The organism is Verrucomicrobium sp. 3C (assembly GCF_000379365.1).
GTDB lineage: Bacteria > Verrucomicrobiota > Verrucomicrobiia > Methylacidiphilales > Methylacidiphilaceae > Methylacidimicrobium.
The window spans coordinates 373,288-398,850 of the sequence record NZ_KB901875.1 but is presented as its reverse complement, the minus strand read 5'-3'; the positions used below and the strand labels follow the sequence as shown (position 1 = coordinate 398,850).

23 protein-coding genes are annotated in these 25,563 nt (G+C 62.1%); 8 read left to right on the top strand and 15 right to left on the bottom strand.

Translation table 11 applies throughout. The features are described 5' to 3' along the window. On the bottom strand, positions 1-794 hold a 794-nt coding region (locus tag A37A_RS0102385), incomplete at its 3' end, for a transposase (RefSeq protein ID WP_018289946.1). Between the two features lie 3 nt (positions 795-797). Next, positions 798-1,211: an IS200/IS605 family transposase gene (gene tnpA / locus A37A_RS0102380; protein WP_081616164.1), complete on the bottom strand. Its 414-nt coding sequence runs from the start codon at positions 1,209-1,211 to the stop codon at positions 798-800. 164 nt (positions 1,212-1,375) lie between these two features. Here tnpA and katG point away from each other — a divergent pair, with 164 nt between their 5' ends. After that, positions 1,376-3,562 (top strand): catalase/peroxidase HPI, encoded by a 2,187-nt coding sequence (katG, locus tag A37A_RS0102375; protein WP_018289944.1) that lies wholly within the window; start codon positions 1,376-1,378, stop codon positions 3,560-3,562. A gap of 40 nt (positions 3,563-3,602) precedes the next feature. Here the strand turns inward: katG and A37A_RS0102370 are convergent, their stop codons facing one another. The 8 genes from A37A_RS0102370 to A37A_RS17960 form a co-directional block, all read right to left on the bottom strand. After that, positions 3,603-3,947, bottom strand: coding sequence for a hypothetical protein (locus A37A_RS0102370; RefSeq protein ID WP_018289943.1), 345 nt, complete (start codon positions 3,945-3,947; stop codon positions 3,603-3,605). 104 nt (positions 3,948-4,051) lie between these two features. After that, a complete protein-coding gene (locus A37A_RS0102365) occupies positions 4,052-4,642 on the bottom strand; it encodes a c-type cytochrome (RefSeq protein ID WP_018289942.1) in 591 nt (196 codons plus the stop codon). A gap of 133 nt (positions 4,643-4,775) precedes the next feature. Then, positions 4,776-5,234 carry a hypothetical protein gene (locus A37A_RS21125; protein WP_231363729.1) on the bottom strand — a complete coding sequence of 153 codons (459 nt, stop codon included), beginning with the start codon at positions 5,232-5,234 and terminating at the stop codon, positions 4,776-4,778. Between the two features lie 58 nt (positions 5,235-5,292). After that, positions 5,293-6,351, bottom strand: a complete 1,059-nt coding sequence (locus tag A37A_RS21120) for a hypothetical protein (protein ID WP_026195599.1) — start codon at positions 6,349-6,351, stop codon at positions 5,293-5,295. A gap of 103 nt (positions 6,352-6,454) precedes the next feature. Continuing rightward, positions 6,455-7,729: an efflux RND transporter periplasmic adaptor subunit gene (locus A37A_RS0102350; RefSeq protein WP_018289940.1), complete on the bottom strand. Its 1,275-nt coding sequence runs from the start codon at positions 7,727-7,729 to the stop codon at positions 6,455-6,457. Positions 7,730-7,751: 22 nt separating this feature from the next. Beyond that, positions 7,752-9,218 (bottom strand): efflux transporter outer membrane subunit, encoded by a 1,467-nt coding sequence (locus tag A37A_RS0102345; protein WP_018289939.1) that lies wholly within the window; start codon positions 9,216-9,218, stop codon positions 7,752-7,754. After that, complete coding sequence (locus A37A_RS15280) at positions 9,215-10,768, bottom strand: MFS transporter (protein ID WP_018289938.1); 1,554 nt, start codon at positions 10,766-10,768, stop codon at positions 9,215-9,217. Before A37A_RS15280 ends, A37A_RS0102345 begins: the two co-directional genes overlap by 4 nt. Positions 10,769-10,902: 134 nt before the next feature. Continuing rightward, complete coding sequence (locus tag A37A_RS17960; RefSeq protein ID WP_018289937.1) at positions 10,903-12,810, bottom strand: sigma 54-interacting transcriptional regulator; 1,908 nt, start codon at positions 12,808-12,810, stop codon at positions 10,903-10,905. A gap of 146 nt (positions 12,811-12,956) precedes the next feature. On the opposite strand from A37A_RS17960, the gene A37A_RS0102330 reads away from it, so the two are divergent. Together A37A_RS0102330 and A37A_RS0102325 are read left to right on the top strand one after the other, a co-directional pair. Beyond that, positions 12,957-14,198, top strand: a complete 1,242-nt coding sequence (locus tag A37A_RS0102330) for an NnrS family protein (protein WP_018289936.1) — start codon at positions 12,957-12,959, stop codon at positions 14,196-14,198. Positions 14,199-14,210: 12 nt separating this feature from the next. Next, the gene (locus A37A_RS0102325) at positions 14,211-14,693 is read left to right on the top strand and encodes a hypothetical protein (RefSeq protein ID WP_018289935.1); all 483 of its coding nucleotides are present in this window, start codon (positions 14,211-14,213) and stop codon (positions 14,691-14,693) included. A 1,225-nt stretch (positions 14,694-15,918) separates the two neighbouring features. Here the strand turns inward: A37A_RS0102325 and A37A_RS0102320 are convergent. Beyond that, positions 15,919-17,223, bottom strand: a complete 1,305-nt coding sequence (locus tag A37A_RS0102320; protein ID WP_155996584.1) for an IS256 family transposase — start codon at positions 17,221-17,223, stop codon at positions 15,919-15,921. Positions 17,224-18,041: 818 nt separating this feature from the next. Then, positions 18,042-18,629 (bottom strand): DUF3455 domain-containing protein, encoded by a 588-nt coding sequence (locus A37A_RS15270; protein ID WP_018289933.1) that lies wholly within the window; start codon positions 18,627-18,629, stop codon positions 18,042-18,044. 122 nt (positions 18,630-18,751) lie between these two features. Between A37A_RS15270 and A37A_RS0102305 the strand changes: the two genes are divergently transcribed. Both A37A_RS0102305 and A37A_RS0102295 read left to right on the top strand, forming a co-directional pair. Continuing rightward, positions 18,752-19,294 (top strand): C-GCAxxG-C-C family protein, encoded by a 543-nt coding sequence (locus tag A37A_RS0102305; RefSeq protein ID WP_018289932.1) that lies wholly within the window; start codon positions 18,752-18,754, stop codon positions 19,292-19,294. Positions 19,295-19,520: 226 nt separating this feature from the next. Further along, positions 19,521-19,919 (top strand): hypothetical protein, encoded by a 399-nt coding sequence (locus A37A_RS0102295; protein ID WP_020493891.1) that lies wholly within the window; start codon positions 19,521-19,523, stop codon positions 19,917-19,919. 250 nt (positions 19,920-20,169) lie between these two features. On the opposite strand, the gene A37A_RS17955 is transcribed toward A37A_RS0102295, so the two are convergent. From A37A_RS17955 to A37A_RS0102280, 3 genes are all read right to left on the bottom strand, one after another. Beyond that, entirely contained in the window at positions 20,170-20,760 is a 591-nt protein-coding gene (locus A37A_RS17955; RefSeq protein WP_155996428.1) for a hypothetical protein, read from the bottom strand. Positions 20,761-20,880: 120 nt separating this feature from the next. Then, a complete protein-coding gene (locus A37A_RS19865) occupies positions 20,881-21,057 on the bottom strand; it encodes a hypothetical protein (protein WP_018289927.1) in 177 nt (58 codons plus the stop codon). 75 nt (positions 21,058-21,132) lie between these two features. Next, the gene (locus A37A_RS0102280; protein WP_026195597.1) at positions 21,133-21,765 is read right to left on the bottom strand and encodes a class I SAM-dependent methyltransferase; all 633 of its coding nucleotides are present in this window, start codon (positions 21,763-21,765) and stop codon (positions 21,133-21,135) included. A 572-nt stretch (positions 21,766-22,337) separates the two neighbouring features. Between A37A_RS0102280 and A37A_RS0102275 the strand changes: the two genes are divergently transcribed. From A37A_RS0102275 to amoB, 3 genes are all read left to right on the top strand, one after another. Then, a complete protein-coding gene (locus A37A_RS0102275) occupies positions 22,338-23,174 on the top strand; it encodes a methane monooxygenase/ammonia monooxygenase subunit C (RefSeq protein WP_018289925.1) in 837 nt (278 codons plus the stop codon). Between the two features lie 104 nt (positions 23,175-23,278). Then, a complete protein-coding gene (amoA, locus tag A37A_RS0102270; RefSeq protein ID WP_018289924.1) occupies positions 23,279-24,040 on the top strand; it encodes a bacterial ammonia monooxygenase, subunit AmoA in 762 nt (253 codons plus the stop codon). Between the two features lie 18 nt (positions 24,041-24,058). Then, on the top strand, positions 24,059-25,309 hold the full coding sequence (gene amoB, locus A37A_RS0102265; RefSeq protein ID WP_020493890.1) for a bacterial ammonia monooxygenase, subunit AmoB: 1,251 nt from the start codon (positions 24,059-24,061) through the stop codon (positions 25,307-25,309). Positions 25,310-25,563: the final 254 nt, after the last annotated feature.

Sequence of the window (25,563 nt, the reverse complement as noted above, 5' to 3'; positions counted from 1 at the left end):
AGGTCCTCCATCATGATCTTGGCAATTCCGGCCTCGAGCGCCTCCCGCACGATGGCCTTGCTCGTCTCGTGGTTCACATGAGTGACGTGCCGCCGCTCCTTGCCGGAGACCTGCCGGAGCTTCTGTTTTGCGCTTCGGCTGCCGTTGGACTGGAGACGGCGACGCAGGGCGAGATGGCGGTCGCGACGATCGCACAGGCGACCGCCTCCGAATATCCCTCCCAAACTATGTGCCGCGAGATTGTTTTCGCCGACATCCACTCCCATTACCGGGCCGGATGCGATCGGCTCCTTGTCGTCGGATTCGACGACGAGGTTGAAATACCAGTTCCCCTTCCGAAACGCCAGTTCCGCCTCCTTCGGCCGGCCGAAGGAGAGGATGCGCCGCTGGTGTTCCCCAAGACGCATCGGAACGATGACGCGTCCGCCCAGGGTATAAAGCGAGACGGCATTCTTCTTGAGCGCGTAGGTGCGCTTGTCGAAGTGGACGCTGGCGCGCTGGAAGCTGATTGCCGGAACCGGCGTGTCTTTCGGAATCCGTCCGGTTACCTTGAGTGCCTTGTACGCCTTGCAGACCGAAAAGATGGCATTGCAGCACATCTGGCTGCCCAGCGGAGTCGAGGAGCGCATCTCCGAATAAGCGCGTTGATGCAATGCCACCCGTTTCCAGACCCGATGCTCGCGAACGACGGCGGAAAGCCGCTGGCAGGCGTTCGCAAAGTCGGATTGCAGCGCGGCAAGCGCCGCTCGCTGCTCTGGCGACGCGTCCAACTTGATCGACGCCGTGCGCATCATGGCCTATCGCCTCTTGGTGACGTGTTCGGATCGTTTGATGTAGCGACGGATGGTTTCCGCGCTGACATTGCCGGCGGTGCCGACGTAATAGGATGGAGACCAGGGATGTCCATCCCACAACCGCTCCTTAAGTGCTGGAAACCGTTGAAACAGCAAGCGAGCCGTAACGCCCTTGAGCACCTTGACGGCGTCGGCCACGGCAGTGGCGGGAGGCATGCTGAGAAACAGATGGATGTGGTCCGGCTGAATCTCCTTGGAGATCATCGGCCAATCTCGTTTCGCGCAAATCGAATCCAGCATCGCTCGCATTTCCTCGGCCACCGGTCCCGTCAACACGTCGATCCGATACTTCGGGCAGCATACCACATGGTATGCGGTTTGGTAAACACAATTGCGATTGGTGACAACTCGTTGCACATCTGGAATCCTACGTCACATGTCTCGTTCCCAGCAACCGCAATTCCTCCCGCGATTCAAATCGCAGGTTTCCTTCCAGGAACTCTATGAATTATGCGCGTTCGCTTGACGGATGCATATAGTAATTGGAACACGTAGTTGCGCGCCGAATGGGGAGAGAAGCAATGACGACGGAATCGAATTGTCCTTTCCATCACACCGCCGCGGCGGGCGGCGGCAAGACCAACGAGGACTGGTGGCCCAACCGGCTCAATCTAAGGATCCTGCGCCAGAACTCCTCGCTATCGGACCCGATGGGCGCGGACTTCGATTACGCGAGGGAGTTCCGGAGCCTTGACCTCGATGCGGTGAAGCAGGAGCTGCGCGCGCTGATGACCGACTCGCAGGATTGGTGGCCGGCCGACTTCGGCCATTACGGGCCGCTCTTCATCCGCATGGCCTGGCACAGCGCCGGCACTTACCGCGTAGGCGACGGCCGCGGCGGTGCGGGGTCCGGGCAACAGCGTTTTGCCCCGCTCAACAGCTGGCCGGACAACGTGCTCCTGGACAAGGCACGCCGGCTCCTCTGGCCGGTTAAGCGGAAGCATGGCCGCAAGATCTCCTGGGCTGACCTGATCATCCTTGCGGGCAACGTGGCGCTCGAGTCGATGGGCCTGAAGACTTTCGGTTTTGGCGGAGGGCGTGTGGACGCTTGGGAGCCTGATGAGTCCGTCTACTGGGGCTCGGAAGGCAAGTGGCTCGAAGACAAGCGCTACTCCGGTAACCGCGACCTCGAGAACCCTCTGGCCGCCGTGCAGATGGGTCTGATCTACGTGAACCCAGAAGGCCCAAATGGCAATCCGGACCCCGTGGCGGCGGCGGTCGACATCCGCGAGACCTTCGCGCGCATGGCGATGAACGACGAGGAGACGGTGGCGCTGATCGCCGGCGGCCACACCTTCGGCAAGACGCATGGTGCCGGCCCCGCCTCCTTCGTGGGTCCGGAGCCGGAGGCGGCGGACATTACCGAGCAAGGTCTGGGCTGGCGAAGCCGCTTCCGCAGCGGCAAGGGCGCCGATGCGATCGGCAGCGGCCTGGAGGTCATCTGGAGCAGGACCCCGACGCGGTGGAGTAGCGATTTCTTCCACTTTCTTTTCGAGTACGAGTGGGAGCCGAGCAAGAGCCCGGCCGGCGCTTGGCAGTGGGTCGCCAAGGATGCGCCGGAGGTCATTCCCGAACCGTTCGACTCCGGCAAAAGGCGCGGCCCGACCATGCTGACTACCGATCTCTCGCTCCGGTTCGACCCGACGTACGAGAAGATCTCACGCTTCTACCACGAGCATCCGGATGCCTTCGCCGATGCGTTCGCCCGAGCCTGGTTCAAGCTGACCCACCGGGACATGGGCCCCCGGACTCGCTACCTGGGCCCTGAGGTTCCAAAGGTGGACCTTCTTTGGCAGGACCCGATCCCCGCCGTCGATCACCGGCTGGTGGACGCGGAGGATATCGCGGCGCTGAAGGTCAAGATCCAGGCGTCGGGGCTGACGGTGCGGGAGCTGGTCGCGACGGCTTGGGCGTCGGCTTCCACCTTCCGCGGCTCGGACAAGCGGGGTGGGGCCAACGGTGCCCGCATCCGCCTAAGTCCGCAGAAAGATTGGGAGGCCAACGAACCGGCGCAGCTCGCCAAGGTGCTCGCCGTGCTCGAAGGGATCCGGAAGGAATTCGACGCGCAGGCCACGGGAGGCAAGAAGGTGTCGCTTGCCGACCTGATCGTACTCGGCGGCTGCAGCGGCGTGGAGCGGGCGGCGAGAAACGCGGGGCACTCGGTCACCGTGCCGTTTGCCCCGGGCCGAATGGACGCCCTGGCGGAGCAGACCGATGTCGAATCCTTTGCGGTGCTCGAGCCGAGAGCCGACGGCTTCCGCAATTTCCGGAAAGAGAAGTTCGACGTGCCGAGCGAGGCGTTACTGGTCGATCGGGCGCAGTTGCTTACGCTCACCGCGCCGGAAATGACCGTGCTCGTCGGCGGCATGCGGGTGATGGATACCAACGTTGGCCGAACCCGACACGGGACCTTCACCCATCGACCAGGGGTACTGCCGAACGACTTTTTCGTTCACCTGCTCAACATGGGAACCGAGTGGAAGGCGGTGGACGGCAACGATGATCTCTTCGAAGGACGGGACCGGAAGACGGGTGCGGTGAGATGGACGGCCACCCGGGTCGATCTGATCTTCGGTTCCCAGTCCGAACTGCGCGCGCTGGCCGAGGTCTACGGCAGCTTCGATGCGGAAGAGAAGTTCGTCGACGACTTCGTCGCCGCCTGGAACAAGGTGATGAACCTCGACCGGTTCGACCTGGAGCGCTCTTGAAGGAGCTCTCGCAAGTTTTGGTTTTATCGGCCCCTCGGAGTTAAGGTCCCGTTTTGGCTTTCTCCGCATCCGCCTTGGCCTTGCCGATCTGAACGGTGTTCGCCTGGAGCTTGTCGCCCGCTTTGCGGGCATGGATCACGACGCGCTCCCCGGGAACGAGATCGGCCACAGTGGCGGGCTCCTTCTCCTTCCCTTTGGAGATCTTCGAGCGGTCGGTCAGCTCGACGGCAACCGACTTTCCGTCCCGGGACTTGACCGTCAAGACCTTCCCTTCGAGGGAAGCGATTTCTCCGATGACATGGATTTCATTGCCGTGCGCGAAGGTCGAACCCGCACCGACGGCGAGAACGATCCAAGCAAGCAAAACTCCCAGAGCTCTACGCATCCTAATATTCTCCGTTTTCGAAAACCGTTGTCGTCCGCTCCACCAGCCCTCCGTTGGGGAATGGGAACCTCGAGCCCGGAGCCTACCGGCTCCCCGAGCCCAGTTCAAGGAGAGCTTTTCTCGTCTCCCTGCAGGAAATTCTCCTCCTCCTGCTCCTCCGCGCGCTCCTTGGGACCCTTCGGGTTGAGTTTCTCCATCTCGGCTTCCTCCTCGCGCGTGAGCTTCGGCAAGTGACGGAGGAAGAGGACGAGCTTCCAGCTCTCCGCATCATGGCCCTCTTCCCCCCAAGCGGGCATTCCGGTCAGCCGGATGCCGTTGTGGATGATGTAGTACAGCTCTCCGTCGGTCAGGCGCTGGGTCCCGTGCTTCCGCATGTCCGGGGCGCGCGGATAGAGGTTTTTGCCCATTTCGGTCTCGCCACTTCCGTTGTTCGCGTGGCACTGGGCGCAGTGATCGGCGTAGTGCTCCCTCCCCTCCCGGAGCCAATCCGGGGTTGGCGGAAAGGGGTTCTCCTGCCGGCGCGCTTCCTCGGGGATCGAGAGGTGACGGAACCGTTTCGCCACGAATGCCTCCCAAGCGGGCGGAGCTTCGCGCGCGGAGAATCCCTGGCGGATCGCGAGAACGGCTCCCAGGATGGTGAGCGCGCCGACAAGGGCGAGTCCGCCGATCAGAAGAAAACCGAGGCTCCGAAGCATTGAGACATAATAAGAAGGAGACCCGGGCGAGGTCGAGGCAAGAACTCTCCCTTCCCGTTTCTATCTGTCGAGCGCGCAAGCTCTTCCGGTCGCGGAAACCGCTGAAACTCCCCATGGCTAAATCCAGGGGGTTCTAGAGAATAGAGATCCGGCTCTCCGGGGCTCTCGCTTGCGCTACAGCATCCCCGGCCTCGCCGGAACGGCTGCGAGGGCCGCCGCTTCCCATTTTCCCCTTCGACGGGCGACCCGCTCTGACGTTTCTGACGTGCGGTCGGGACAAGCCCTCCCGGCTCGCTGGTTCCTTCACTCTCGACATCGCCCGTCGCAGGAGGGGTTCCGCACCCGGCCAGGACTTTCCAACCCGGCTGATGTCGAGGAAATCCTTCTCGGAGCATTTCGCGAGAAACGCGCTGTAGAGATCCCGCTGCACCGGCTCGGTGCGGCCATCGCCGAAGACGTGCGTCCGCAAAGAGAGCGGCTTCTTCACGTAGTGCCCGGTCGTATGGTCGAACTGGCTCAAGCGGGTCTTCCGGGGATCGATCTCGATGAATCCGCCGCCAGCACTCTCAGGCTTGCGGCGAATCCTCTCCACCCACATCCCCGCGGAGCGCGCACCTTGACGCTCCGTCCGAAATTCTTTTTGAAAACTGCTATAGCATAGCTTCTCTCCCCCTTGTGATGGTCTTTTCCCTGCGCCAATATCCGATTCGCGAGATTGCCGTGCGCGGTCTTCCCCGCGCGGCGGCCAGCGCCCGCTCGGTTTCCGCGAGATCCCGTCGCCTGCGCTTGTAGCGTTCCGACCCGGACCCAGCGCTTGGGTCCACACGCTTGACGCATCCCTTCGCGTCGTAGTTTGCGGGATTGGTCGCCCGGCGGGACCGGTCCAAGGACCGCAAGATCCGCCGCGTCTCCCTCCAGGGCTGCTCGACTTCCGGGCAGAGCTTTTCCAGGCTTGCATCCGTTTCGGAGACGAAGGCCACTGTCGATGGCCCCAGATCGTACCCGACGACATCCTCTCCCGCGGGCCGAACCTGCGGGACGAGTCCTTCCTGGACGAGCTGCGCGTACCAGCGAATCCGGCCCCGGATCGTCCTGCGAAGGATGCGGACGTATTTGGTCCGGGCTTCCAGCGTGATGCGTTGACAGCCGCGCTTGTCCTTCGGATCGAGCCGAAGCGGCAAGACCAAGCCCGCCCAATGAATCGCCGGAACCGGTTCTTTCCGGAACCGGATCAGGGCATCGCCCTTGCCTTCGACCGAGTGGAACCGGCTGGCTGGCTTGAATCTTGGCCGGCCCCGAACGCCGAAGGCATAGCCCTGGACGGCCTGAAATGCCCGCAGACTCGCGGTCTGCGTGTCGTGCGATCCGAGATGATCACCGATGGAGCAGGCATCCCGGCATGCCTCCGCGAACTTCTGGATGGAGTCGCGAGTAAAACCGAATCGTTCCTGTGTTTTTCGGAAGCGGCTGGATCGCTCCTTGTTGGCGATCCGATTCCCGCTTTGTTCATCCATGACCGTTTTCGGCATCCGGCAAGCGTGCTGCCAGTCCTTGGATTGCCGCATCAAGGCCAGCCGGCGAAGGGCCTCGCCCAAGGAGGCATTGTAGATCTGGCGTGCTGCTGCGAGGCGCTTGGAGAGGGCAACCTCGTCCGCCGCGGTCGTTCGCAACGGAAACTCGGCGATGAAAGATGGAGTCTTGGCTCGCATCGAATGCTCTCCAGCATCTTATACAGACACGTAAATATCCATCAAGCTTTGCCTCGCCGCTCACCCCATGGCTAAAGCCAGGGGCTTGCGCGGCGATTTTCGGTCAGGGGGCGCCGGAACGGACCGGGCGCCCTGCGGGCATCCGGTTTGCATCGATGATCCGCTGGATCTCCGCGGCCGCTCCGCGCAGCTCGACCTCTTCGTCATAGACCGAAGTCTGGTAGTCGGCACGGAAGGCGCTTGGCGGGATCTCGGTGAGCGGCTCAAGGACCGGTTGCCCCCGCCGCCAGGTATCGATCCGGGTCACGCAGGAGAGTCCCGGCCGGAGGGGATGTTCCCGGAGCTCTTTGGGGTCGATTCGGATGCGGACAGGGACGCGCTCGACGATGTGGATGTAGTTGCCGGTGGCGTTTTCCGGGGGGAGAAGCCCGAGGTTGTTGCCCGCGCTGGGGATGATCCCCTCGACCAGGCCATGATAGAGGATCTTGCGAGGGTAGAGATCGACGGTGATCCGCACCGGCTGTCCTGGCCGGACGTGGGTGAGTTCGACTTCGCGGTAGTTCGCTTCGATCCAGAGATAATCCAAGGGAATGATCAGGAGCAGGGTTTTTTCCGGGAAGACCTCGTCCCCGGGTTGCACGGCTCGCTTGGCCACATAGCCGGAGACCGGCGCGACAACGTTGCGGCGGACATGGTCGAGGTAGGCGCTGCGGTAGAGCGCGGCGGCCCGGAGGACTTCGGGATTGGTCGAAATGGTCGTGCCCCGGACGCGGGCCTGGACGCTCCCCAGTTGATCCACGAGATCGCGGAGGAGGGCCTCGGCCTCCCGAAGCTGCCATTCGGTATCTTCCACGAGCTGGAAGGAGACGGCCCCCTCCCGAACCACGCTCCGGTAGCGGGAAAGGTCAGACCCGATCCGGGAGAGGACCGCCTCTTGGGCGGCAACCCGACTCTGGAGGGTGGCTGCCTGGCGAAACAGGGTTTCGACCCGGCGCACGGCATCGGCCAGCTCCGCCTCGGCGCGCTGGAGGGCGACCTTGGTCTTGACCCCGTCGAGCCGAACCACGACTTCCCCTTTCCGGACATAGCGGGTCGAGTCGGTTCGGACCTCGGTGACGGTGCCCGCCACCTGCGCCTTGAGGGGGACCAGGTTCCCGCTCACGTAAGCATCGTTGGTGGCCACCCAGAAGCGTCCCCAAAGGAGCCAGTAGAGGAAGATGCCGAGCGCCAGGGCCCCAAACCCAACCGTCAGATGGCGCAATCGGCGGGAGCGAGCTTCCTCCAGCGAGGAGCGCCTGCCGCCGCGCTCTCTCTCCTGGGGGCGCGCGATTCGACTCCAGAGGAGCGCGAGTCGTTCCAGCAGGGGAGGGTGAGGCATGGGTCGGAGCCGGGCGGTTATGTTATGGGGTGGCCAAGGATTGATAGCCGCCTCCGAGGGATTCGTAGAGGGCAACTACCGACTCGAGGTGGGAAGCCTTCAGGCTCGAGAGGCGCAGCGACTGCTCCCGAGCCGCCAGCGAGGCTTCGATCTGGTCGATCCGGGTCACGAGGCCGGCGCTATACCGGGAATCGGTCAGCCGGGCGAACCGGTCGGCGGCGGAGAGCGCCGTATCCTGGGTCGTGAGGTTTTCGCTACTCTCCTTCCAGTGGGCGAGCGCGTCGGCCACGGAGCGGGCGGCCCCAAGCACCGCGTCGTTGTACCGTTCTACCGCGATATTATACTCCTCTTGCTCGGCCACCAGCCGTGCGGTGAGCTGCCCGCGCTCGAAGATCGGGAGGGTGATCGCTGGGCCGATCATGTACATGAAGGCCTGGGCGGGGGCGAGCAGGATCGTGGCCATGCTCAGGGTTTGAAAGCCGGCGAAGCCGACGAGGTTGATGTTCGGGTAGAAGGCCGTCTTGGCGACGCGGACGCGCTGGGCCGCCGACTCTGCGCGCCAGAGGGCGATGGCGACATCCGGCCGGTGGCTCAAGAGCTCCAGCGGGACCGAGGCCGGCAGCGGGAAGCGCTTCGGGAAGGAGGCGGGGGTGATCGGGATCGTCCGCCCCCAGTCCGGCCCTTTCCCTGCGAGCGCGGCGATCTCGTCTCGCAGCAGGGCAATCTCCCGCTCGAGGATCCTCTCTCGCTGCCGGCCGGCAGCGAGCCGTTGCTCCAAGGAGTAGACCGGCAGCAGGGTGTCGATTCCAGCCTTGTGGTGGCGGGAGCGCGCGAGTGCCAGTTCCTGCTCGATCTCGGAGACCATCTGCCGGACGATTTCCTCTTCCTCGGCTCGGGAGACGAGCTCGATGTAACGGCGGGCCAGCGTCGTCGAGAGGGTAAGTTGGGAGAGGGCAAACTCGGCCATGGCGGCTTGCGCCTCTCCGACCGCGGCACGGATGCGCGATCGGTCTTCCCCCCAGAGATCCACGTGGTAGGTGAAGAAGGCTGGGGAATAATCGGCGAAAGCAAAAGAGCGGCCGCCGAAGGGGCCAAAGAAGCTCGATCCCGGGATCTGCCAGAGGCCGAGAGTGTCGTTGAGCAGCCAGGGGCGCCCTTCGAGCGAGGGGAGGAGCCGTCCCCGCTCGTGCGCGGCGATCGCCCAGGAGAAGCGGATCCGATCGGCGGCCGCCCGAAGCCCTGGGTTTCCGGAGAGCGCTTCGCCGATCAACCGGTCGAGATCGGGGCTATGAAGTTGCTTCCACCAAATTGGCCGTGTCCATTCCGGTGTGGCACGGAGCGGTTTGCCGGCTGCCAGGGTCTTTTCCATGGCAGGGAGGGCCATTTTTTTCGCGATCGGCGTGTCCTTGGGAAGGACCGCGCATCCGATGAAGCCGAGGCCGCCGGAAAGGAGGAGAGCGATTCGGAGGAAAAGGAGGAATCGGCTCATGGAACGTGGTCGCTGTGCAGCCATTGCCGGCCCGAGCGGAAGAGCGGAGGCAGGGCGACGCCTACGGCGAGCAGGAGGAAGCCCCATGCGGCAAAGCGATAGGCATCGTCCAGGCTTAGGATGTTGACATGGAGAAGGAGCCTGCGGGTGAGCCACGCCAGCGCTTGCTGGCCCTGCAGGCCCGATTCTGCAAGCTGCCGGCCGATCTCCTCGGTCTGCGTTCCGAAAGGAGGGAAGGTTTCGGTGAGACGGGCTTGGTCAAAGGCGCTCCGCTGGTAGAGGACCGAGCCGAATCCAACGATTCCAAGGCCGCAGGCGAGCGTCCGGAACGCGGCGCTCAGCTCGAGAGCATAGAGTTGCTTGCGCGGAGAGAGACCGGAAACCATTAGCCCGCCCATCGGACGCAAGAGAGTGCCCAGGCAGAGGCCTTCGAGGAGCTGGGTTCCGAGCATCGGAAAGAACCAGGAACGCCGCTGGAAGAAGTCGTAGGAGCTGCTCAGCCAGCAATAGAGCGAAAACAGGAGGAGAGTCGTGCAGGCGAAGAACCGCGGAGGTTGGGCTCTCGGCGGCATCTGGCTCAGAAGGCCGGCCGCCGGCAGGGAGAGGAAGAGGAGCGGGAGGAAGATTGCGGCGGCGAGGAGGGAAGTGAAGCCGCCGAAGCCGGGCAGTTGGAGGCGGACGAGGTGGGTCGTCCAGAGCCCAAAGAAGAAGAAGAAGGCTAGGGTCAGGGAGAGGATGCCTAGGGTGAAGTTGGGTCGGAGAAAGAGGCGCAGGTCCACGAGGGGATGCCTCTCCCCCAGTTCCCAGATTGCGAAGTAGGCGAGTGCGGCGAGACCGCCGATGAGGAGGCCGAGGACGAGGGGTGAGTGATGCCAGTCGTAGTCGTCGCCCATGTTGAGAGCGGACTGGATCGAGAGAATGCTCCCCGAGAGGAGGAGGGATCCCATCCAATCCCATGAGGGTCTCGGGCGCATCGGAAGCCTTGGTCCCAGGAGAGCGCAGAGTTCGCCGAGGAAGAGAAGGAGCGGCCCGTTCACCAGGAACCAGCTTCTCCAGCCCCACTGGGCTTCCATCCAGGCGCCGACCAGCGGACTCACCGAGTAGGGGACGAGACCGGCCATGCTCCAGAAGGATGCCAGGACGGGCCTGCGCTCCGCGGGATGGCTTTCGAGGATGAGGGTCTGTCCCAACGGGACGCCAACGCCCGAGCCGAGACCTTGCAGGATCCGGCCGCCAAGAAAGGGCAGGAAGGAGGGAGCGGAAGCGCAGAGGAGGCTTCCTCCCGCGGTCGTCCAGGTCGCCCAGCGAAAGGCCCGAAGCGGACCGAACCGTTCCGAAAGCGCCGGGCCAAGGATGAGGCCGAGCGCTTGGGCGGCAAAAAAGTCGGCCATGGTCCACGGCCCGTGGCTTGGGCTGACCCCGAAGGTTCCCATCGCGTGGGGATTAACCGCGTTGTAGGATCCCGCATTGAAGAGCGCGAGAAAGTAGGCCGCAATGGCAGCGGCCGAAAGAAGAAGGGGGTCTCGGGGTGACGGCTCGTCTCCGTTCATGGATGCGGTCTTGCTGACATCGGGCTAGGGCAAGAGCCCATGAGCAAGTTGAATGCCAAATCGCACTATCTCTAGAGACAAGAGACAGAGTGTGCGAATAAGAGCCTAAGAATGGTGCATTTCACCAAGCTTGATCATTTCGGTGTTGTATCGGGAGCAAACAGACCGAATTTTTTCATTCGGAATCGTAAGGTATTCGGATGAAGGCCGAGGCGTGCGGCTGCTCCACGGGGACCGGCGATGCGCCAGCGGCACTGCTTGAGCGCTTCGAGGATCTGACGTTGTTCGATCTCTTGGAGGCGGTGTGGCAACGGAGCAAGCAGAGTCGGGGCCGTCGGAGCGGAACCCGTGAGGAAGTCGACGTTCACCAGGGGACTGCGGGAGAGGATGACGGCTCGCTCGATTACGTTCTGCAACTCCCGTACATTCCCGGGCCACGGGTAGGAGAGGAGGCGATCCATGATTCCGGGGGCGAAGGTGATTGCCGGCTTGCCCAGCTTGGACGCAAAGCGGCGCAGGAAGAAATTCGCCAGCAGCGGAATGTCGCGCGGTCGCTCCCGCAGTGCAGGAATCTGGACCGGAAAGACGTGGATCCGGTAGAAAAGGTCTGCCCGGAAGCGGCCCGCTTGAACATCCTGCTCGAGGCAGCGATTGGTCGCGGCAACGAGGCGGACATCGGCCCGCAGTGTCCGGCTGCCGCCGACCCGCTCAAATTCCCCGCCTTGGAGCACGCGCAGCAGCTTGGCCTGAGTCGAGAGCGGAAGCTCTCCGATCTCGTCCAGGAAGAGCGTCCCTTGGTCCGCGAGTTCGAACCTTCCCTTGCGCTCTTGGACCGCTCCCGTGAAGGCTCCTTTCTCGTGACCGAAGAGCTCGCTCTCGATCAGTGCCGACGGGAGTGCCGCGCAGTTGACGCTCACGAGGATCGACTCGCTCCGGCGACTCCTCTGGTGGATTGCGCGCGCCATGAGCTCCTTTCCGGTTCCGGTCTCCCCTTGGAGGAGGACCGTTGTATCTGTGGGAGCGACCTGTTCGACTTCCCGGAGGAGCTCCCGGACATTGGGGGAGTCGGTGAGGAATTCGCCGAAATCCTCTTCCTGGCGGAGCCGCTCGTGGAGGTAGTCCTTCTCCAGGCGCAGCCGGAGGATCGCGTGCTGGGCCTGGCGAAGGGCGCCGACGTCCCGGATGCTCAAGGTGAAGAGGGGATTCTCGCCGACACGGCTTGCCGTGAGGGTGGCTTCGAGGGGAAACTCCTCCCCCGATTCCCGGAGGCCGTGCAACCCCTCCGGGATCCAGACCGCATCCGCGCCGGGTTCCGGCTGACAGAGCGCGAGGAATCGAGCGAAGAGCCGGCGGCTTTGCGGGGAGAGAAAGGAATCGGCCCGCCGTCCGAGCGCATTGGCTCGATCCACCCCGAAGAGGCGCTCGGCCGCTCGGTTGAAAAGCTCGAGTCGAAGATCTCTTCGGAAGGAGAGGAGGGCATCCATCGAGGAGCCGAGAATGGCGGCTAGGCGTGCCTCGCTCTCCGCCAGCTTTTCCTCGGAGAAGCGAGGGGCGGTCCGGTCGCGGTGGGTCTGAACGGCGGCCAGAATCGTTCCCGAGGGATCGCACAGGAGGGTGGCCTGAGTCGCCAGATAGCGGCGCTCGCCGGAGCGGAACGAGCACCAATGGTCGATCCGAACGTTGTCCGCGGAAAAGCGAGTCGAGACGGCATGGGGATAGAGATCCGGGAGGCGCTCGATCTGGCGGTCGAGAAGGAGGTCGGCCAGCGTGGGAAGCCGCTCGGAAGAGAAGGCTTCTCGGTGGCGATCCGTCTGCGTCACCTCCTCGGCGCTGAGCCCGGTAAGCCGGGCGCACGCCCGGTTCCAGAAAAGGACCTGGTGCTGGGGGTTGAGGACAAAGAGCGCTTCGGGGAGCTGATCCAGAAGGAGACCGGCCCAGGAGAGGGCGGGAAGTCCGGGAGGGAACGGCGGATCGGAGGTGGGCATGCTCATGAAGCCGGCTAGAAGCAGGATAGGATAGTGAGAGATCGGTTGGTTGGTCAAATCTGGCAGCAACCTCTGCCTCGGGAACGGAAGTGGTTTTTGCTTGCCACATCCGACGGGAGAAAGCTTGAAAAAGAAGCGGAGAAGAGGGATGAGAACCGGCTGCGCTGCTTCGGCTGCTGGTGAGAGGAACTGAGAAAGAGGGGATGGAAACGGAACTGACGCCTGAGCTGACCGGGCCGCTCCCGCCGGCTGCCTATCTACGCCGCTGCATTCGGGAACCTTACCGGATTCTCTTCCCGTTGGGCACGGTCTTTGGGTTTTTGGGGGTCGCGGTCTGGCCTCTCGCCGCGTTGGGATGGGCTCCTTGTCCGCCGGCTCAGAGCCATGCGCGACTCATGATCGAGGGTTTTGTCGGGTCGTTTTTGATTGGCTTCCTAGGGACCTCCCTTCCGCGCCTTCTCAAGGTCGAGCCGCTGAGTGGAAACCTGTTGTTCCTCTTGTGTGTGACTCTCTTGACGGGAAGCATCTTCCAGCTGCTGGGGGGAGAGTGGGCGGGCGACCTGCTCTTCTCGTTTTCCGTTCTCCTGCCGCTGGCGCACTTCCTCGGGCTTCTGCGCCGGCGCAAGGGGAATCCGCCTCCAAGCTTTGTCCTGGTGTTGCTGGGAGCCGTGGGAGCGGTGGCAGGAGCCTTCCTGCAAGGGGAGAAGGGTGCCGGCATGCGGATGAGCCCCCTGGTTCAGCAGTTCAGCTCGCTTCTGCTCCTTCAAGGGTTTCCCCTCCTTCCGCTCCTTGGGTTGAGCGCCTTCTTCCTCCCGCGGCTCTATGCCGAAAAGACCGACGAGGCGCATCCAGCGGCAGCCCAACCTTCCCGTGGATGGATCGGGCCTACCCTGCTCGCGACGGGAGCAGGGCTCTTGATCGTTGGCAGCTTCCTTCTCGAAGCAAGCGGCAAGCGGCTCGTGGGAGGGCTTTTGTGCACGGCTACCGCCGCCGGCTATCTTGCCATTACCGTGCCCGCTTCCCCGGAGATTCTGAATCGGGGAACCGTCACGGTCGCTTCCGGGCTGGCTCTTGCGTTATCGGTCCTGGGGCTGCTGCTCGCCTCCTTTCTCGATCCGGTCGGCTCTCTCCACGTCTTCTTCTTGGGCGGAATCGGGTTGATGATCCTTGCGGTGGGGGCTCGCGTCGTCTACGGGCTGAGCGGGAGGGGCTTCCTGCTTCGGTTCCGCTTTATTCCGTTCGAGTTCGCCATCGGCGGAGTGGTGGTGGCACTGCTCGCCAGAATCGCGGCCGATCGGATCCCGGCCTGGCGGTCTCCGCTCCTTTCCACTTCGGCATTGCTCTGGATGGGAGCCCTGGCCCTTTGGGCGGTTGCGGTGCTCCCCTTCGTCCTTTGCCCGGATGCCGAGAAGGTGGGCGATGGAGCGGGAAATCCGGAAGCATAGGCGGGAGTCGGAATGGAGTGCGTTGGCCGGCGGATCGCACAGTCGGTGATCCTCTCTTGGGTTTTGGTCGGCTTCCTTTTCCAGGCTCAGGCGGGGAGCGTGCGCTGGGAAACCGAGAAGGAGCCCTTCTCGGGGCCGGCCTTCACATTGAGCCCTCCGGCCCGGTCCTTCGAAAAGCATGAGGGGGTCTCCTTCTACGGCGCCGCACCTCCCTTCCAGTGGAAGGTTCTCGGGAAGGTCTACTACCGGGGAGCGACCGAGGTCTGGGCATCTCCCCTGGGACGCGGACGGCTCTGTGCGGTCGTCAAGGAGCATGGGTGCGATACCCTGGTGCTCATCAACCGGAACCTCACCTACCTGGGAAATCCCGGCAATCCCAGGGACATCCCTCTCTCCTCCGGGATGCGCGGCTGGCGCCCGATGGAGGAGTTTGGTCCCGCGAAGCCGCACTACCGGGTGGACGCCTTCTTCCTTGCCGGTCGGCGGGAACGCTAACCGCCATTTCTCGTGCGCCGTGAAAAGGGTGCATCGCCCAGTGGGGAGGGAGTGATCTCCACCCGGCAACTATTGCTCCAGCCGGAAGCACCCGGAGCGGCTACTGGTGGTAACGCCAGCGGTCGAAGCCTCTTGGGGGAAAAGGCCCGGGAAGCGGGTCAGCGAGCAAGCAGGCCCTAAGGAAAGTGAACGCTGAACAAAGGCTCGAAACCGGCAATGCGGACGCCGAGCTCGTGAGAAAGAAGCGAAGGCCGTTGTCTCCCTGGGAAGGAGAGCAATACGTGCACTGGGGAGAGCCGCCGGGGTATTGGGCGAGGGCATGCGGGCAAAGGACGATGCATCAACACGGGAGGCCCATCTGGCCGGGAGCTCGGGTTGGCCCCGAGCGGACCGACCGCTGCCCTGCGAGGGGCCGAAGCGGGACCAGGTGGGAGTCGGATAGGTCCATACTGTGCGCTGGGCAGCGCATGAATCAGGAGGGTTTAAGTCCCTCAGGCGCTCGAATGAGGGGCGCCGTATCCAAAAGCGGGGGTATTGCCTCGCTGGCCACCGGCGTAAGTCGGTGGAGGACAGGGTGTCCGGAGCGATCCGGAATCCGAAGGGTTTGAGGAGAAGTATCGGGCTGTAATCAATGAGGGCAACCTCGAGGATGAACAGGTCGGCCCAAGATGGGGCAAGGTCGAGCCCGTAGTATGGGGGCGAAGGCGTTACTCATTCACCCATCGTACCAAGGTGTTTGCTGGCGGCACGATACGGAAGATTCATGTGTGACCCCAGGAGACCTGACTGTGTCCCGGCCAACAAGCGGGTAAGCGACCCTATAAGCGCAAGCGAAGTGGGAAGCGAGGCACAGCCAGGAGTCGGAGAACGTAATAGTACCGGAAGCGCGAGACGAACAACTCGCGTGACCAGCAATGGCGGACTGCGAGTGGTCCGGGGAAGGACGTTCGTGAAAGGATCGAGGCAGGATACATCGAGATAGGTGAGCAAGAAGCGTGAAGATGGAAAGTTCCCTATGTGAAAAACCCGGTAGTGTCCGCTTTTTTGTGTGCGGGTCGATTTTCCGCTTTGTTGTCTAACAGTAAAGAGAGTTGTTCTCGCGCCGTCAACTCGGACCGGCGAGACCGCTTCTCCAAAGCGGTCGGCTCTAGCCGGGCCAGTTGTGAATAACCCGCTTGGGGGTTATTCAAGGCGTGGGAAGCAACTCTCCACTTTTTCATGGCTTTTAGGCCGCTCCCGCCAGGAAGAATCGCTCCCCGAACTGGATCGCAAATTGCCTGGCCGCCTGGTTCCAGATCGGCGATGGATGTTTCCATTTCTTGCTGACGTTCCGTAAGACCAGGAAAATCAATTTGGTCGCCGCTTCATCATTGGGAAAATGTCCTCTGGTCTTGAGGACCTTGCGCAACTGCATGTGCAGGCTCTCGATGGCATTGGTCGTGTAGATCATCTTTCGGATCTCTTGCGGGAAGGCGAAGAACGGAATGACTTCTTCCCAGACTCTTCGCCACATCTGGACGATGGTCGGGAGTTTCTTCCCCCACTCGCCGGCGGCGAACTCTTCGAGTCGCTTGGCGGCGACTTCAGCAGTTTCCGCACTGTAGATGCGCTTGAGTTCCCCTGCCACCGACCGGCGCTCCTTCCAATTGCACAAGGAGAGCGAATTGCGGATCAGATGCACGATACAGGTCTGAATCTGCGCCTGGGGGAAAACGGCTGTGATCGCATCCGGAAACCCCTTGAGCCCGTCGACGACCGCAATCAAGATGTCCTCCATCCCGCGATGCTTGAGTTCGTTCATCACCGCTAACCAGAACTTGGCTCCTTCGGTTTGCTGGATCCAAAGACCCAGCACATCCTTGGTGCCGTCGTGCCGGATTCCCAAGGCCAGATAGACCGCCTTATTTCTGACCGCTCCCTCATCCCGGATCTTGACCCGCAAGGCATCGAAGAAGACGACCGGATACATCCTCTCCAGCGGCCGGCTCTGCCACTCGAGCACATCGTCCATCACCGAATCGGTCACCGTGCTGATCAGATCGGCAGAAACCTCCACCTTGTACTGCTCTTCCAAAAACGCCTGGATCTCCCGCACCGTCATCCCTTGGGCATACATGGCGATGATCTTGGAATCAAAGCCCCCAAACCGCCGTTGCCTCTTGCGGATAAACTGGGGCTCGAAGTCCCCGGCTCGATCACGCGGCACCTCGATTTCCAGGCGCCCGTCCTCGCTCACCAAGGTCTTTCGGCTGGTCCCGTTGCGATGGTTCTCCCGCCTCTGGCCCGCTTCGCCCTTGGGCGCCTGGCCCTTCTCGTAACCCAGATAGTGCGTCATCTCCGCCCCAAGCACCCGCTCATAGAGCCGCTTGGTCAGCTGCTCCATGATTCCTCCCGGACCGACCAGATCTTCCGGCCTCCGGTAGTCCTTCATCAGCTCTTCAATGATCGCCGCACTGATCCCAGGCTTCTTGGCCTCTCGGCCCTGCGCTTCCTGCTCGTTGTTCGTGGTCACTTCCCTTTCCCTTTCCATTTTCATCTCCTTCTACTTCGGTTGTGACCCACACACAAATTGTCGGACAGGCTCAAAAACCCGAACGTCACGCTTCGAGGAGACTATCCGATCATCTGGTTCTCGAAGGTCGGGAGCAGAAGGTCCACTCTCGCTCATACCCTCTCTCCAGATCGCGAAAGCCCTTTCATGAAAGCTGGATGCGGGAAAACCGCACGTCCAGTTTGTGCGGCGGACGGAGGCAACCTCTTCAATGGGCGCCTCCTCCGACCCGACACCTGTGAGCTCGGAGAAAGTCCGAGGGAGGGAAGGGGCCTTAGTTCAAGGGAAACGTCGGAAGGAGCGAGAACGGAGGGTGGCGGTACGCCTATAACCTCCCTTGCGCGTTCGGAAGCTCCAGATGACGTTGCAGGAGAAAGCGAAGGCAAGTTCGACCTCCTCTCCCTCGAGAGCTGTATGAGGAGCTTACCGTGGGCATAATCCTGCGCCAACCTTGTCCGGAAGCCGAATGCGGGAAATCCGCCTGTTCGGTTTGATGAGCGGGGAGTGGAAACGGCCGATAGGGAGAGATACTCAGGCACTGTCATACCGAAAGGGGCAGCTCCCGCTATGGCTCTCCTACGTCGCACCGCGCCACTCCTCGACTCCACACAAGCTTTCTCCTGCGGCTTGCGAAATGGACCTGTCTGCTTCGCTGGGACTTGGGTTTGTGGCCCTCCTCGCCGCATGCGGCCCTACGGCTCCGGGGGAAAACCGGCGCCCCACCTTGCATTCAGGCCCGTTCGCCGCACTTCGGGTACGAACTTTGTGAGACAAGCAGGCCAGGCGCGAGAGATCCCTCAGCGCGGGGACGGGGTCGATCCCGTCTCGGGTGCCAGGAAGAGATAGGTCGCCTGATAGCGGATGCGGACGGTCTCTCCGAGGCTCGAGGGCGGCTTTGCCGGCGCGGCCCCGCCCGCGGTGCCGACCCGAAGGACATGAGTAACTCCGGAGAGCACTCCGGCCGTTCCGGTGCTATGGGCCTCGATCAGCAGCCAGGGGATGTCGGACGGGCTGCGACCAGGGGTTTGGGCCAAAGGAGGGAGCGAGCCCAGGATCCGGCTACCGTCCTCCGCCTCCCAGCAGGGCCCTCGGAAATGGCGGCCAATCGCGGCTCCCGTAGAATCCTGGAGGGTCGCGTCCGGCTCTTGGAAGACCCAACGGAGGGGAGATTGGGCCCCGGCAGGCGCCTGAGCCGTGTAAACCTGGAACCCCGTCGCATGGGCCAACCAGACGAGTCGGGAGTGGGAAGGGAGGGCCAGGCTCGGCCCCCGCGGAAGAGTCTCGGCCAAGAGCGGCAGAGCGAACAGGAAGGAGCAGAGCCAACCGGCGAGAAGCTTGCCCCTCTTCCTTCGTGTCGAAACCTCCTCTTTCGCCCCTCTTCTCACCAAGGAAAGAGAATGCGAAGGGGCGCCGACATGTCAAGCCGTTCGAGAGCGAGTCTCTCCCGTGGGGCGACGTCGGCCATTTTTTCCCTTGAACCCGGCCATGGCGATCCTAGGCTGGAGAGATGAACGAGACTCTTCCTAATCCGCGGTGGCAGGAGCGCGTGGCCTCCGTGGCTCCCGAAACGGTGGAAAGCAAGGCGGAGGAGTTTTTCGCAAAAGGAGGCTTCCACTGCGCCGAGTCGATGCTGCTGGCCTTCAGCGAGGCGCTCGGCGTTCCCGTGGATCTTCGCTACGTGAGGGGTTTCGGCGGAGGGCTCGGGCAAAGCCGGTGCCTTTGTGGCGCCGTCAACGGGGCATCGGTCTTCCTCGGCCTCGTTCTCGCTGAGGAGCGGGGAGGACACCAGGCCCGCGGGGGTGGACGCGATGCGGGGAATCACTCGGAAGTCGACCGAGCCATCCAAAAGCTGGAAGCCCTTTTCAAGGAACGTTACCGGGCCAACTGCTGCAGATGGTTGACCAGGAAGATCGAGTGGGGCACTCCTTCTCACCTGGAACACTGCGTCTCCCTCACCGGGGAAACGGCGAAGATGCTGCTCCAAGTCCTCCAGGAGGAGATGAAAGCGGATCGAGCGCCGACCGCGCAGTCTGTTCCACAAGGTCCGTAGCGTCGTTGGCGCCTCGCGGAGGCGGCTCGTCGGAAAAGCACGGACTCCCCATCCATCCTGCTCTTCGTGTTTCCTCGGCCTCGTTCTGGAGGAGATCCTTCGGAGGCGCCGCGATGGTTGCAACTTTTTCTTCATAAGCTAGAAGTTTATGCTAAGGTTCAAATTAAGTTCTTCCTTTCCAAGCGGAAGGAAGTGACGAAACCATAACAACGGAAGGAGAACAGCGATGAAGAAGATGACTCTTCTCTTGGTGTCGATTGCACTGTTGGGGATCGGAACCGCCGTCCAGCCTCTACATGCCCAAGAGCATCAGGGCTCGATGCAGCTCCACCACATGCATCTGGTGATCAATCATGCGGTGCAGATGGCGGCTGAAGGTTCTAACCTCGTCATGCTCGGCGAGATGAACATGGCTCCTGGCGTCGATGAGCAGGCGGTCGAGCACGGAAAAGGCATGATTCGAGAAGGTAAGGCACTCGTAAAAAGCGTGTTACAGAGCAAGACGATGACCGAGCTCCACCAAAAGGGAGCCGGGGAAAGCTCGGAAATGACCTATACCCACAAGCTGGCGGAGGCGGCCACGGCCTATATCGACCAGCTTGCCGAAATGCACGCGGTGAAGTAACGCCGATTGGCAAGAGAAACCGAACAAGGGGCTTGAGCGCTTCTGGTGGCTAGTGCCGGGCGCTCGAGCCCCTTGCAGTTAACCTGCAGGTCTCCCACGCGTTCTCCTGCGGCTTGCCAAATGGCCTCGTCTGCTTCGCTCTCCCTTGGTTTTCCATCCTTGCCGTATCTCCCCTCATATTGCTCCAGGGGAAAACCGGCGCCGCGCCTCGGCTACGAAATTTGTGAGAAATGGCGGCTAGCTGCCGCCTTCAGGGCCCGGGCGATTTCGCCGTCAAAGTCGAGAGTTGTTGCTCGGCTGCCTGTAAGTTGTCCTGGTCGAGCGCGTCCATCTGATGTCGACAGTAGAGCATACAACGGAGCACGACCACTTGGCGCATCAGGCTCCGTGTCAAGGCGAGCTTCTTCTGCCATGTTCGAAATTCGGGAGCGGATGAGGCTTTTGGGGAGAGCGCCGAGCCATCCATCGGGAAGTGCGCCTGGCCGGGCAGGACTTGGTAGAGGATGATCGACGGAGGATGAAAAAGGGGGTGAAAGTGCTTTCCGTCATCGACGATGTGGGCCTCCCAGTGTGCCGCGACCCTGAATTGCTCCGGCTCCGGGGCGACCGTCAGCCCTTCGATCTTCTCCCCCGCATAGAGATCTTTGGCGATCAGAGCCCGTATCCCGGCTTCCGTGGAAACAGCGCTCGACACGGGAGCGGAAGAGGCGGATGCCGGCGAGGACGGCTGAGGCACGGCGTGGATCCCCGGAGCAAACAGGGCTAACTCCACGAGGAGCAGGAGCCCAATCGCCGCTCCCGGAAACCCTTTCGACCTGTGAACCGCGGACATGCCAGTCATTTTGGTCTCCCTTCTGCGGCCTCATCAACGTTTCCTCCGGGAAAAAGATACTCCCCTTTCGACGCGAAGCAACGCCGGCAGAAGCCTTGCCTGTCCGCACGGGCAGAGCAGCCCAGACCGCTAATGACCGTGGATGTTCACCGTATCGTGGTTGAGGACCGAATAGATGAGATAGAGGAAATAGAGGCCGGCCAGGGTGATAACCCAGTAGAAATTCTTCTCGAATGGCTTCCTCTGCTTCTCGGAAGAGTCACTCTCCTGTTCCTTCGGGGCCTTGCTGGGATCATGAGGGTTCATGGAGCCAATATGGAGCCTCGACCATCCGGTGGCAAATGCTTCCAGTCCGAAAAGCTGGGCAATGGCAACGGTGCGCTATCGCGCCGCCCGAACGAAAAAGATGGGGACGATCGCCCGGGCGCCCTCGGAGCTCTCGGCCTGGCAAACCTCGCCTAGGGATCCCTCTTCCACCGAGGGAAAGCCGGCGGCCCGGAACATCGCCGCCACCTCTGCCGGATGAAAGCCTGGCCAACGGTCGTAATACTCGGTCAGGAAGAAGTCGAAGCCATGCTGTTCAAAGTCGGTGAGCACCGCTCGGCCGCCGGGCTTTAGCACTCGGAAGAATTCCCCGACCAGCTTTGGCGGGTTCTCGACATGGTGGAGGACCATATTGGCAAAGCAGCAGTCGATCGTGCCGGTCTCGATCGGGAGAGCCTCCGTGTCTCCGCCCAGGCCCCGGAAGCCGGGCCGCCGGCCAAACTTCCGCTCCAGCTCGGCGAGCATGGCCGAGGAGCGATCGACGGCCACGACCTCCAGGCCGCGTCCCAGGAGCGCTTCGGTCAGGAAGCCTGTCCCCGCCCCGATGTCGGCCGCCCGTTCCCCCGGCCGAACTCGTGCGAGGTCGAGTGCTTTTTCCCGGACCTCGTCGCGGAAATAGCCCTTTCGAAGCGTATCCCACTCCCCGGCTACCTCGTCAAAGTAGCGCGCCGACGACTCCGTTCCCTTCATGAGCGCCATTGCAGCAAAGGGTGGGGATCGCGTCAATCCATGGTTCCCCCTACTCGCCATTTCTCACCAATTTCGTACCCGAGGCGCGGTGGTCCAGCCGCCGGAGAACTCTGGGGAGAGAGGTAGGCCAGCCATCGGAAAGTCGGAGGACCGGGTCATCCGGACTCAGGCACGACCACTCGGGCATCTAGGGCGGAACGGGGTCGGGGAAGGTCCCGCAGCGGGCGCCCTGGATTGTAGGGCGGATCGGCATGTGAAGATCCGTCGGGGGAAAAGACGAAAGGAGCAAGAATCGGGTAGGGTTCGAGCGCATCGACGGCACGGATGCCAGAGTAAAGGAGCGAGGGAAAGGCCTATCGGAAAGAACAGGAAGGGGATAGGGGAAACGCCTAAAAAAACTTTGCAAATCCTCTTGCCATCGCCATCCGATGCGTTACGGTTGCTCATGGAAGACCGGTTAGCGAAAGGCTGACCGGCTTTCCGCCGGCATCCCGGTAGGGTGACGGTCGCGCTTCGGGTGGTGCATCCGGGGCGCAGAGAAGCAAAGTGGAAGAAACGGAGTAATAAACAATATGGCAGAAACACAAACGGCGACGGCTCTCGCGCGACCGCCGGTCACCGCATTTTCCTGGAGGAGTGCGGGGATCGCCATCGGCGCGCTGGTCGTCTTCGACGTGCTAATCAACGTGTACGAGAGGCTTTTCGCCTTTTCGAAGGGTCTCGACTACGCGTCAGCGGATTACAACAACTACTGGTTGGGCATGCTCTTCGCGGAACTCGTGCTCGAAGCGGTCACGGCGGGTGCGCTGTGGGGCTGGCTTTGGGTCACTCGGGATCAGGCGCTCGAACGCCTGTCTCCGGCGGAGGAGCTCAAGCGTTATTGGGCGTTGGCACTCTTTGTGGTGACATACACCTATGCGGCTTATGCCGGCGCGAGCTACTTCACGGAGCAGGACGGCACCTGGCACCAGACGGTGATCCGGGACACCGACTTCACGCCGAGCCACGTGATCGAGTTCTACCAGAGCTATCCCATCTACATCATCTTCGGAGTGGGCTCGCTGGTCTACGCGATGACCCGACTGCCCCAGTTCGCGAAGGCATTTTCCTTGCCCTTCGTGATCCTGGTGGGCAGCCCGGCGATGATTTTCCCGAACGTCGGACTCAATGAGTTCGGACACACCCGGTGGTTCATGGAGGAGCTCTTCGTGGCTCCGCTTCACTGGGGTTTCGTGACGTTCGGGTGGGGTGCGCTGGCCATCCTCGGAACCTGGTCGCAAATCTGCCCGCGGGTGGTGTCGCTGATCAACCATGTCTACCTCGGCAAGCCGCTTCAGAGCACGGCTGAGGTGATGAAGGATCCGCAGAGCTCGGTCGATCCCGCGGCTTGCGCGGCTTTGGCGGCGTAAAGCGCGGCTTTGATCCGAGAATCGGAAAAAGAAGCAATAACAGAAAAGCGAAGAGAGGGGCGGGAGCCACCCGCCCCTCCTCTTCGAGAGGGGGAAAGTAACTAATGCAATATTCGCAAGTAGACGCGGAAGCCAAGGCGATCTCGCGGAAGTTCGACGTGGTCGTCCTTCTGTCGACCTTCCTGGCGCTGACGGCCGGTTTCCATGTGCATCAGATGCTGGTGGCCGGAGACTGGTCGTTCTGGATTGACTGGAAAGACCGGAACTGGTGGCCGATCGTGGCTCCCATTATGGAGATCACCTTCCCGGCGGCGACGCAGGCGGTCTTATGGACGAAGTTCCGCATGCCGATCGGCGCGACGATCTGCTGCCTGGGGTTGCTCTGGGGTGAGTGGATGAACCGGTACATCAACTTCAATGGATGGACCCATTATCCGCTCAACATGGTCTTCCCGGAGACCTTTCTTCCGGCGGCCGTGGTGCTCGACATCGTGTTGATGCTCACCGGCAACTGGGTTGTGACGGCTCTGGTGGGGGGCGAGCTCTGGGGCTGGCTCTTCTATCCGACCAATTGGGTGATGATCGCGCCCTTCCATGTTCCGGTCGAGTATCAGGGTGCCCTGATGAGCGTCGCGGACGTGATCAACTACATGTATGTCCGTACCTCGACGCCGGAGTATCTCCGGATCGTGGAGACGGGAACGATGCGGAGTTTCGCGGGTGGGGTGACCGGTGTGGCCGCCTTCTTCTCGGCCTTCGTCTCGGTCTGCATGTACGTGCCCTGGTGGCTGATGGGGGCTCACTTCTTCGGCAGCACCAAGTTCTTCAAGACTTACGAGCATGCTGCGGAAGCGAGGAAATACTAAAGAGGAGGAAAGCAGACGATGAAGAAAAGAGGAATGCGGATGATCGGGAGAGTAGGGGCACTGGCTCTGCTGGGGATGATCCTGGCTGGGCCGGCGACTTCCCGGCTCTGGGCCTTGGGCGAGAAGTCGCAGGAGGCCTTCCTCCGGATGCGGACGGTGATCTTTTACGACACCCAGTTTTCCGGGAGGAAGTTCAAGGTCGGGGATGACTTGACGGTGACGGGGAAGTTCATGCTTATGCCGATCTGGCCGAAGGAGATCGCCTTCACGGGGATTAGCTGGCTGAACTTCTTTGTTCCCGGACCCCAGTTCCTGCGGGTGGGCTCATGGATCAATGATCGGTTCATGTCCTGTTCGGAGTTGCTGGAGCTGGGCGGCACCTACGAGTACAAGACAGTGACCAGGGCACGCTATCCGGGTCACTGGCCTGTCGGGGTGATGCTCAGCATGAAGGATGCGGGTCCGCTGATCGGGCCGTCGATCTACGTCGACGTGGACGGAAGCCACGAGGGTTTCACCAATCCGATCAAGACCCTGTTGGGGAATACGATCAACCTGGAGGACTACGGGCAGGCCCGGATGTTGATCTGGACTCTGGTGACGACCCTGATTGGGGTGGCGTGGCTGGGGCTCTGGGTGAGCAGGCCGATGGTGAGCCGGATGGGACTGGTCGCGGCCGGACGAAGCAAGGAATTGATCAGCGACTCGGATAAAAAGGTCGCGGTGATCTTTGCTCTCGGTTCGATCGCTCTGGTCGCACTGGCGAACGCGATGACCTCCTCGCAGTATCCGCATACGATTCCGATCCAGGAGACGATCATCAAGAATCAGGCGCTTCCTCCGGAGCCCTCGCCGGTCAAGGCGAAGGTGCTGGACGCGACCTACGAAGTGCCAACCCGCACGCTTGCCTTCCGGCTCGAGGTGCACAACACCGGTGATCGCCCGATGGTGCTCAAGGAGTTCGCGACGGCCAACGTTCGATTCCTCAATGAGCAGATTCCGGGAAATACCTGGAATCCTGACTTCCCCGAGGTTTACGGCGGGGCGATGAAGATCACTCCGTCCGAGCCGATTGCGCCCGGAGAGACCAAGGTGATCGAGGTGGTGATGGCGAGTGCCGAGTGGGAGAACCAGCGGCTGACGATGTATCATGAGACGACAAACCGCTTTGGCGGATTGCTCTTCTTCAGCGACCCGAGTGGGGCGCGGACCATCATCGCGATCGCCGATCAGTTGGTGATTCCGAAGTTCGGCGTGACGCAGATGTAGGTTTCCTCGGCTTTCGTAAAGAGAGCTGAACCCGGTGCGCCCTTCTTCTCCCCACGGGGAGGGAAGGGCGTAGCTCTTTTTACCCTCGCAAGGGCGGAAGCCAAAGCTGTGCCGCGCACGGCGAGGCAGGCCCCGAAAAGAAGAGCCTCCTTGCATGTAGTGATTGCCACATTGTGTGCAAATGGATTAGGAAGAAGGCGGGGCTAGATAAAGAAGTCCGCCCCTTTTCGATAGCGTCGTCTGACGATGAACGG

Excerpts from the sequence above, each read along its gene's own strand:
- katG (WP_018289944.1), top strand. The coding sequence starts at position 1,376 with ATGACGACGGAATCGAATTGTCCTTTCCATCACACCGCCGCGGCGGGC.
- A37A_RS0102370 (WP_018289943.1), bottom strand. The coding sequence starts at position 3,947 with ATGCGTAGAGCTCTGGGAGTTTTGCTTGCTTGGATCGTTCTCGCCGTC.
- A37A_RS0102365 (WP_018289942.1), bottom strand. The coding sequence starts at position 4,642 with ATGCTTCGGAGCCTCGGTTTTCTTCTGATCGGCGGACTCGCCCTTGTC.
- A37A_RS21120 (WP_026195599.1), bottom strand. The coding sequence starts at position 6,351 with ATGCGAGCCAAGACTCCATCTTTCATCGCCGAGTTTCCGTTGCGAACG.
- A37A_RS0102350 (WP_018289940.1), bottom strand. The coding sequence starts at position 7,729 with ATGCCTCACCCTCCCCTGCTGGAACGACTCGCGCTCCTCTGGAGTCGA.
- A37A_RS0102345 (WP_018289939.1), bottom strand. The coding sequence starts at position 9,218 with ATGAGCCGATTCCTCCTTTTCCTCCGAATCGCTCTCCTCCTTTCCGGC.
- A37A_RS15280 (WP_018289938.1), bottom strand. The coding sequence starts at position 10,768 with ATGAACGGAGACGAGCCGTCACCCCGAGACCCCCTTCTTCTTTCGGCC.
- A37A_RS0102330 (WP_018289936.1), top strand. The coding sequence starts at position 12,957 with ATGGAAACGGAACTGACGCCTGAGCTGACCGGGCCGCTCCCGCCGGCT.
- A37A_RS0102325 (WP_018289935.1), top strand. The coding sequence starts at position 14,211 with ATGGAGTGCGTTGGCCGGCGGATCGCACAGTCGGTGATCCTCTCTTGG.
- A37A_RS0102320 (WP_155996584.1), bottom strand. The coding sequence starts at position 17,223 with ATGGAAAGGGAAAGGGAAGTGACCACGAACAACGAGCAGGAAGCGCAG.
- A37A_RS0102305 (WP_018289932.1), top strand. The coding sequence starts at position 18,752 with ATGAACGAGACTCTTCCTAATCCGCGGTGGCAGGAGCGCGTGGCCTCC.
- A37A_RS0102295 (WP_020493891.1), top strand. The coding sequence starts at position 19,521 with ATGAAGAAGATGACTCTTCTCTTGGTGTCGATTGCACTGTTGGGGATC.
- A37A_RS17955 (WP_155996428.1), bottom strand. The coding sequence starts at position 20,760 with ATGACTGGCATGTCCGCGGTTCACAGGTCGAAAGGGTTTCCGGGAGCG.
- A37A_RS19865 (WP_018289927.1), bottom strand. The coding sequence starts at position 21,057 with ATGAACCCTCATGATCCCAGCAAGGCCCCGAAGGAACAGGAGAGTGAC.
- A37A_RS0102280 (WP_026195597.1), bottom strand. The coding sequence starts at position 21,765 with ATGAAGGGAACGGAGTCGTCGGCGCGCTACTTTGACGAGGTAGCCGGG.
- A37A_RS0102275 (WP_018289925.1), top strand. The coding sequence starts at position 22,338 with ATGGCAGAAACACAAACGGCGACGGCTCTCGCGCGACCGCCGGTCACC.
- amoA (WP_018289924.1), top strand. The coding sequence starts at position 23,279 with ATGCAATATTCGCAAGTAGACGCGGAAGCCAAGGCGATCTCGCGGAAG.
- amoB (WP_020493890.1), top strand. The coding sequence starts at position 24,059 with ATGAAGAAAAGAGGAATGCGGATGATCGGGAGAGTAGGGGCACTGGCT.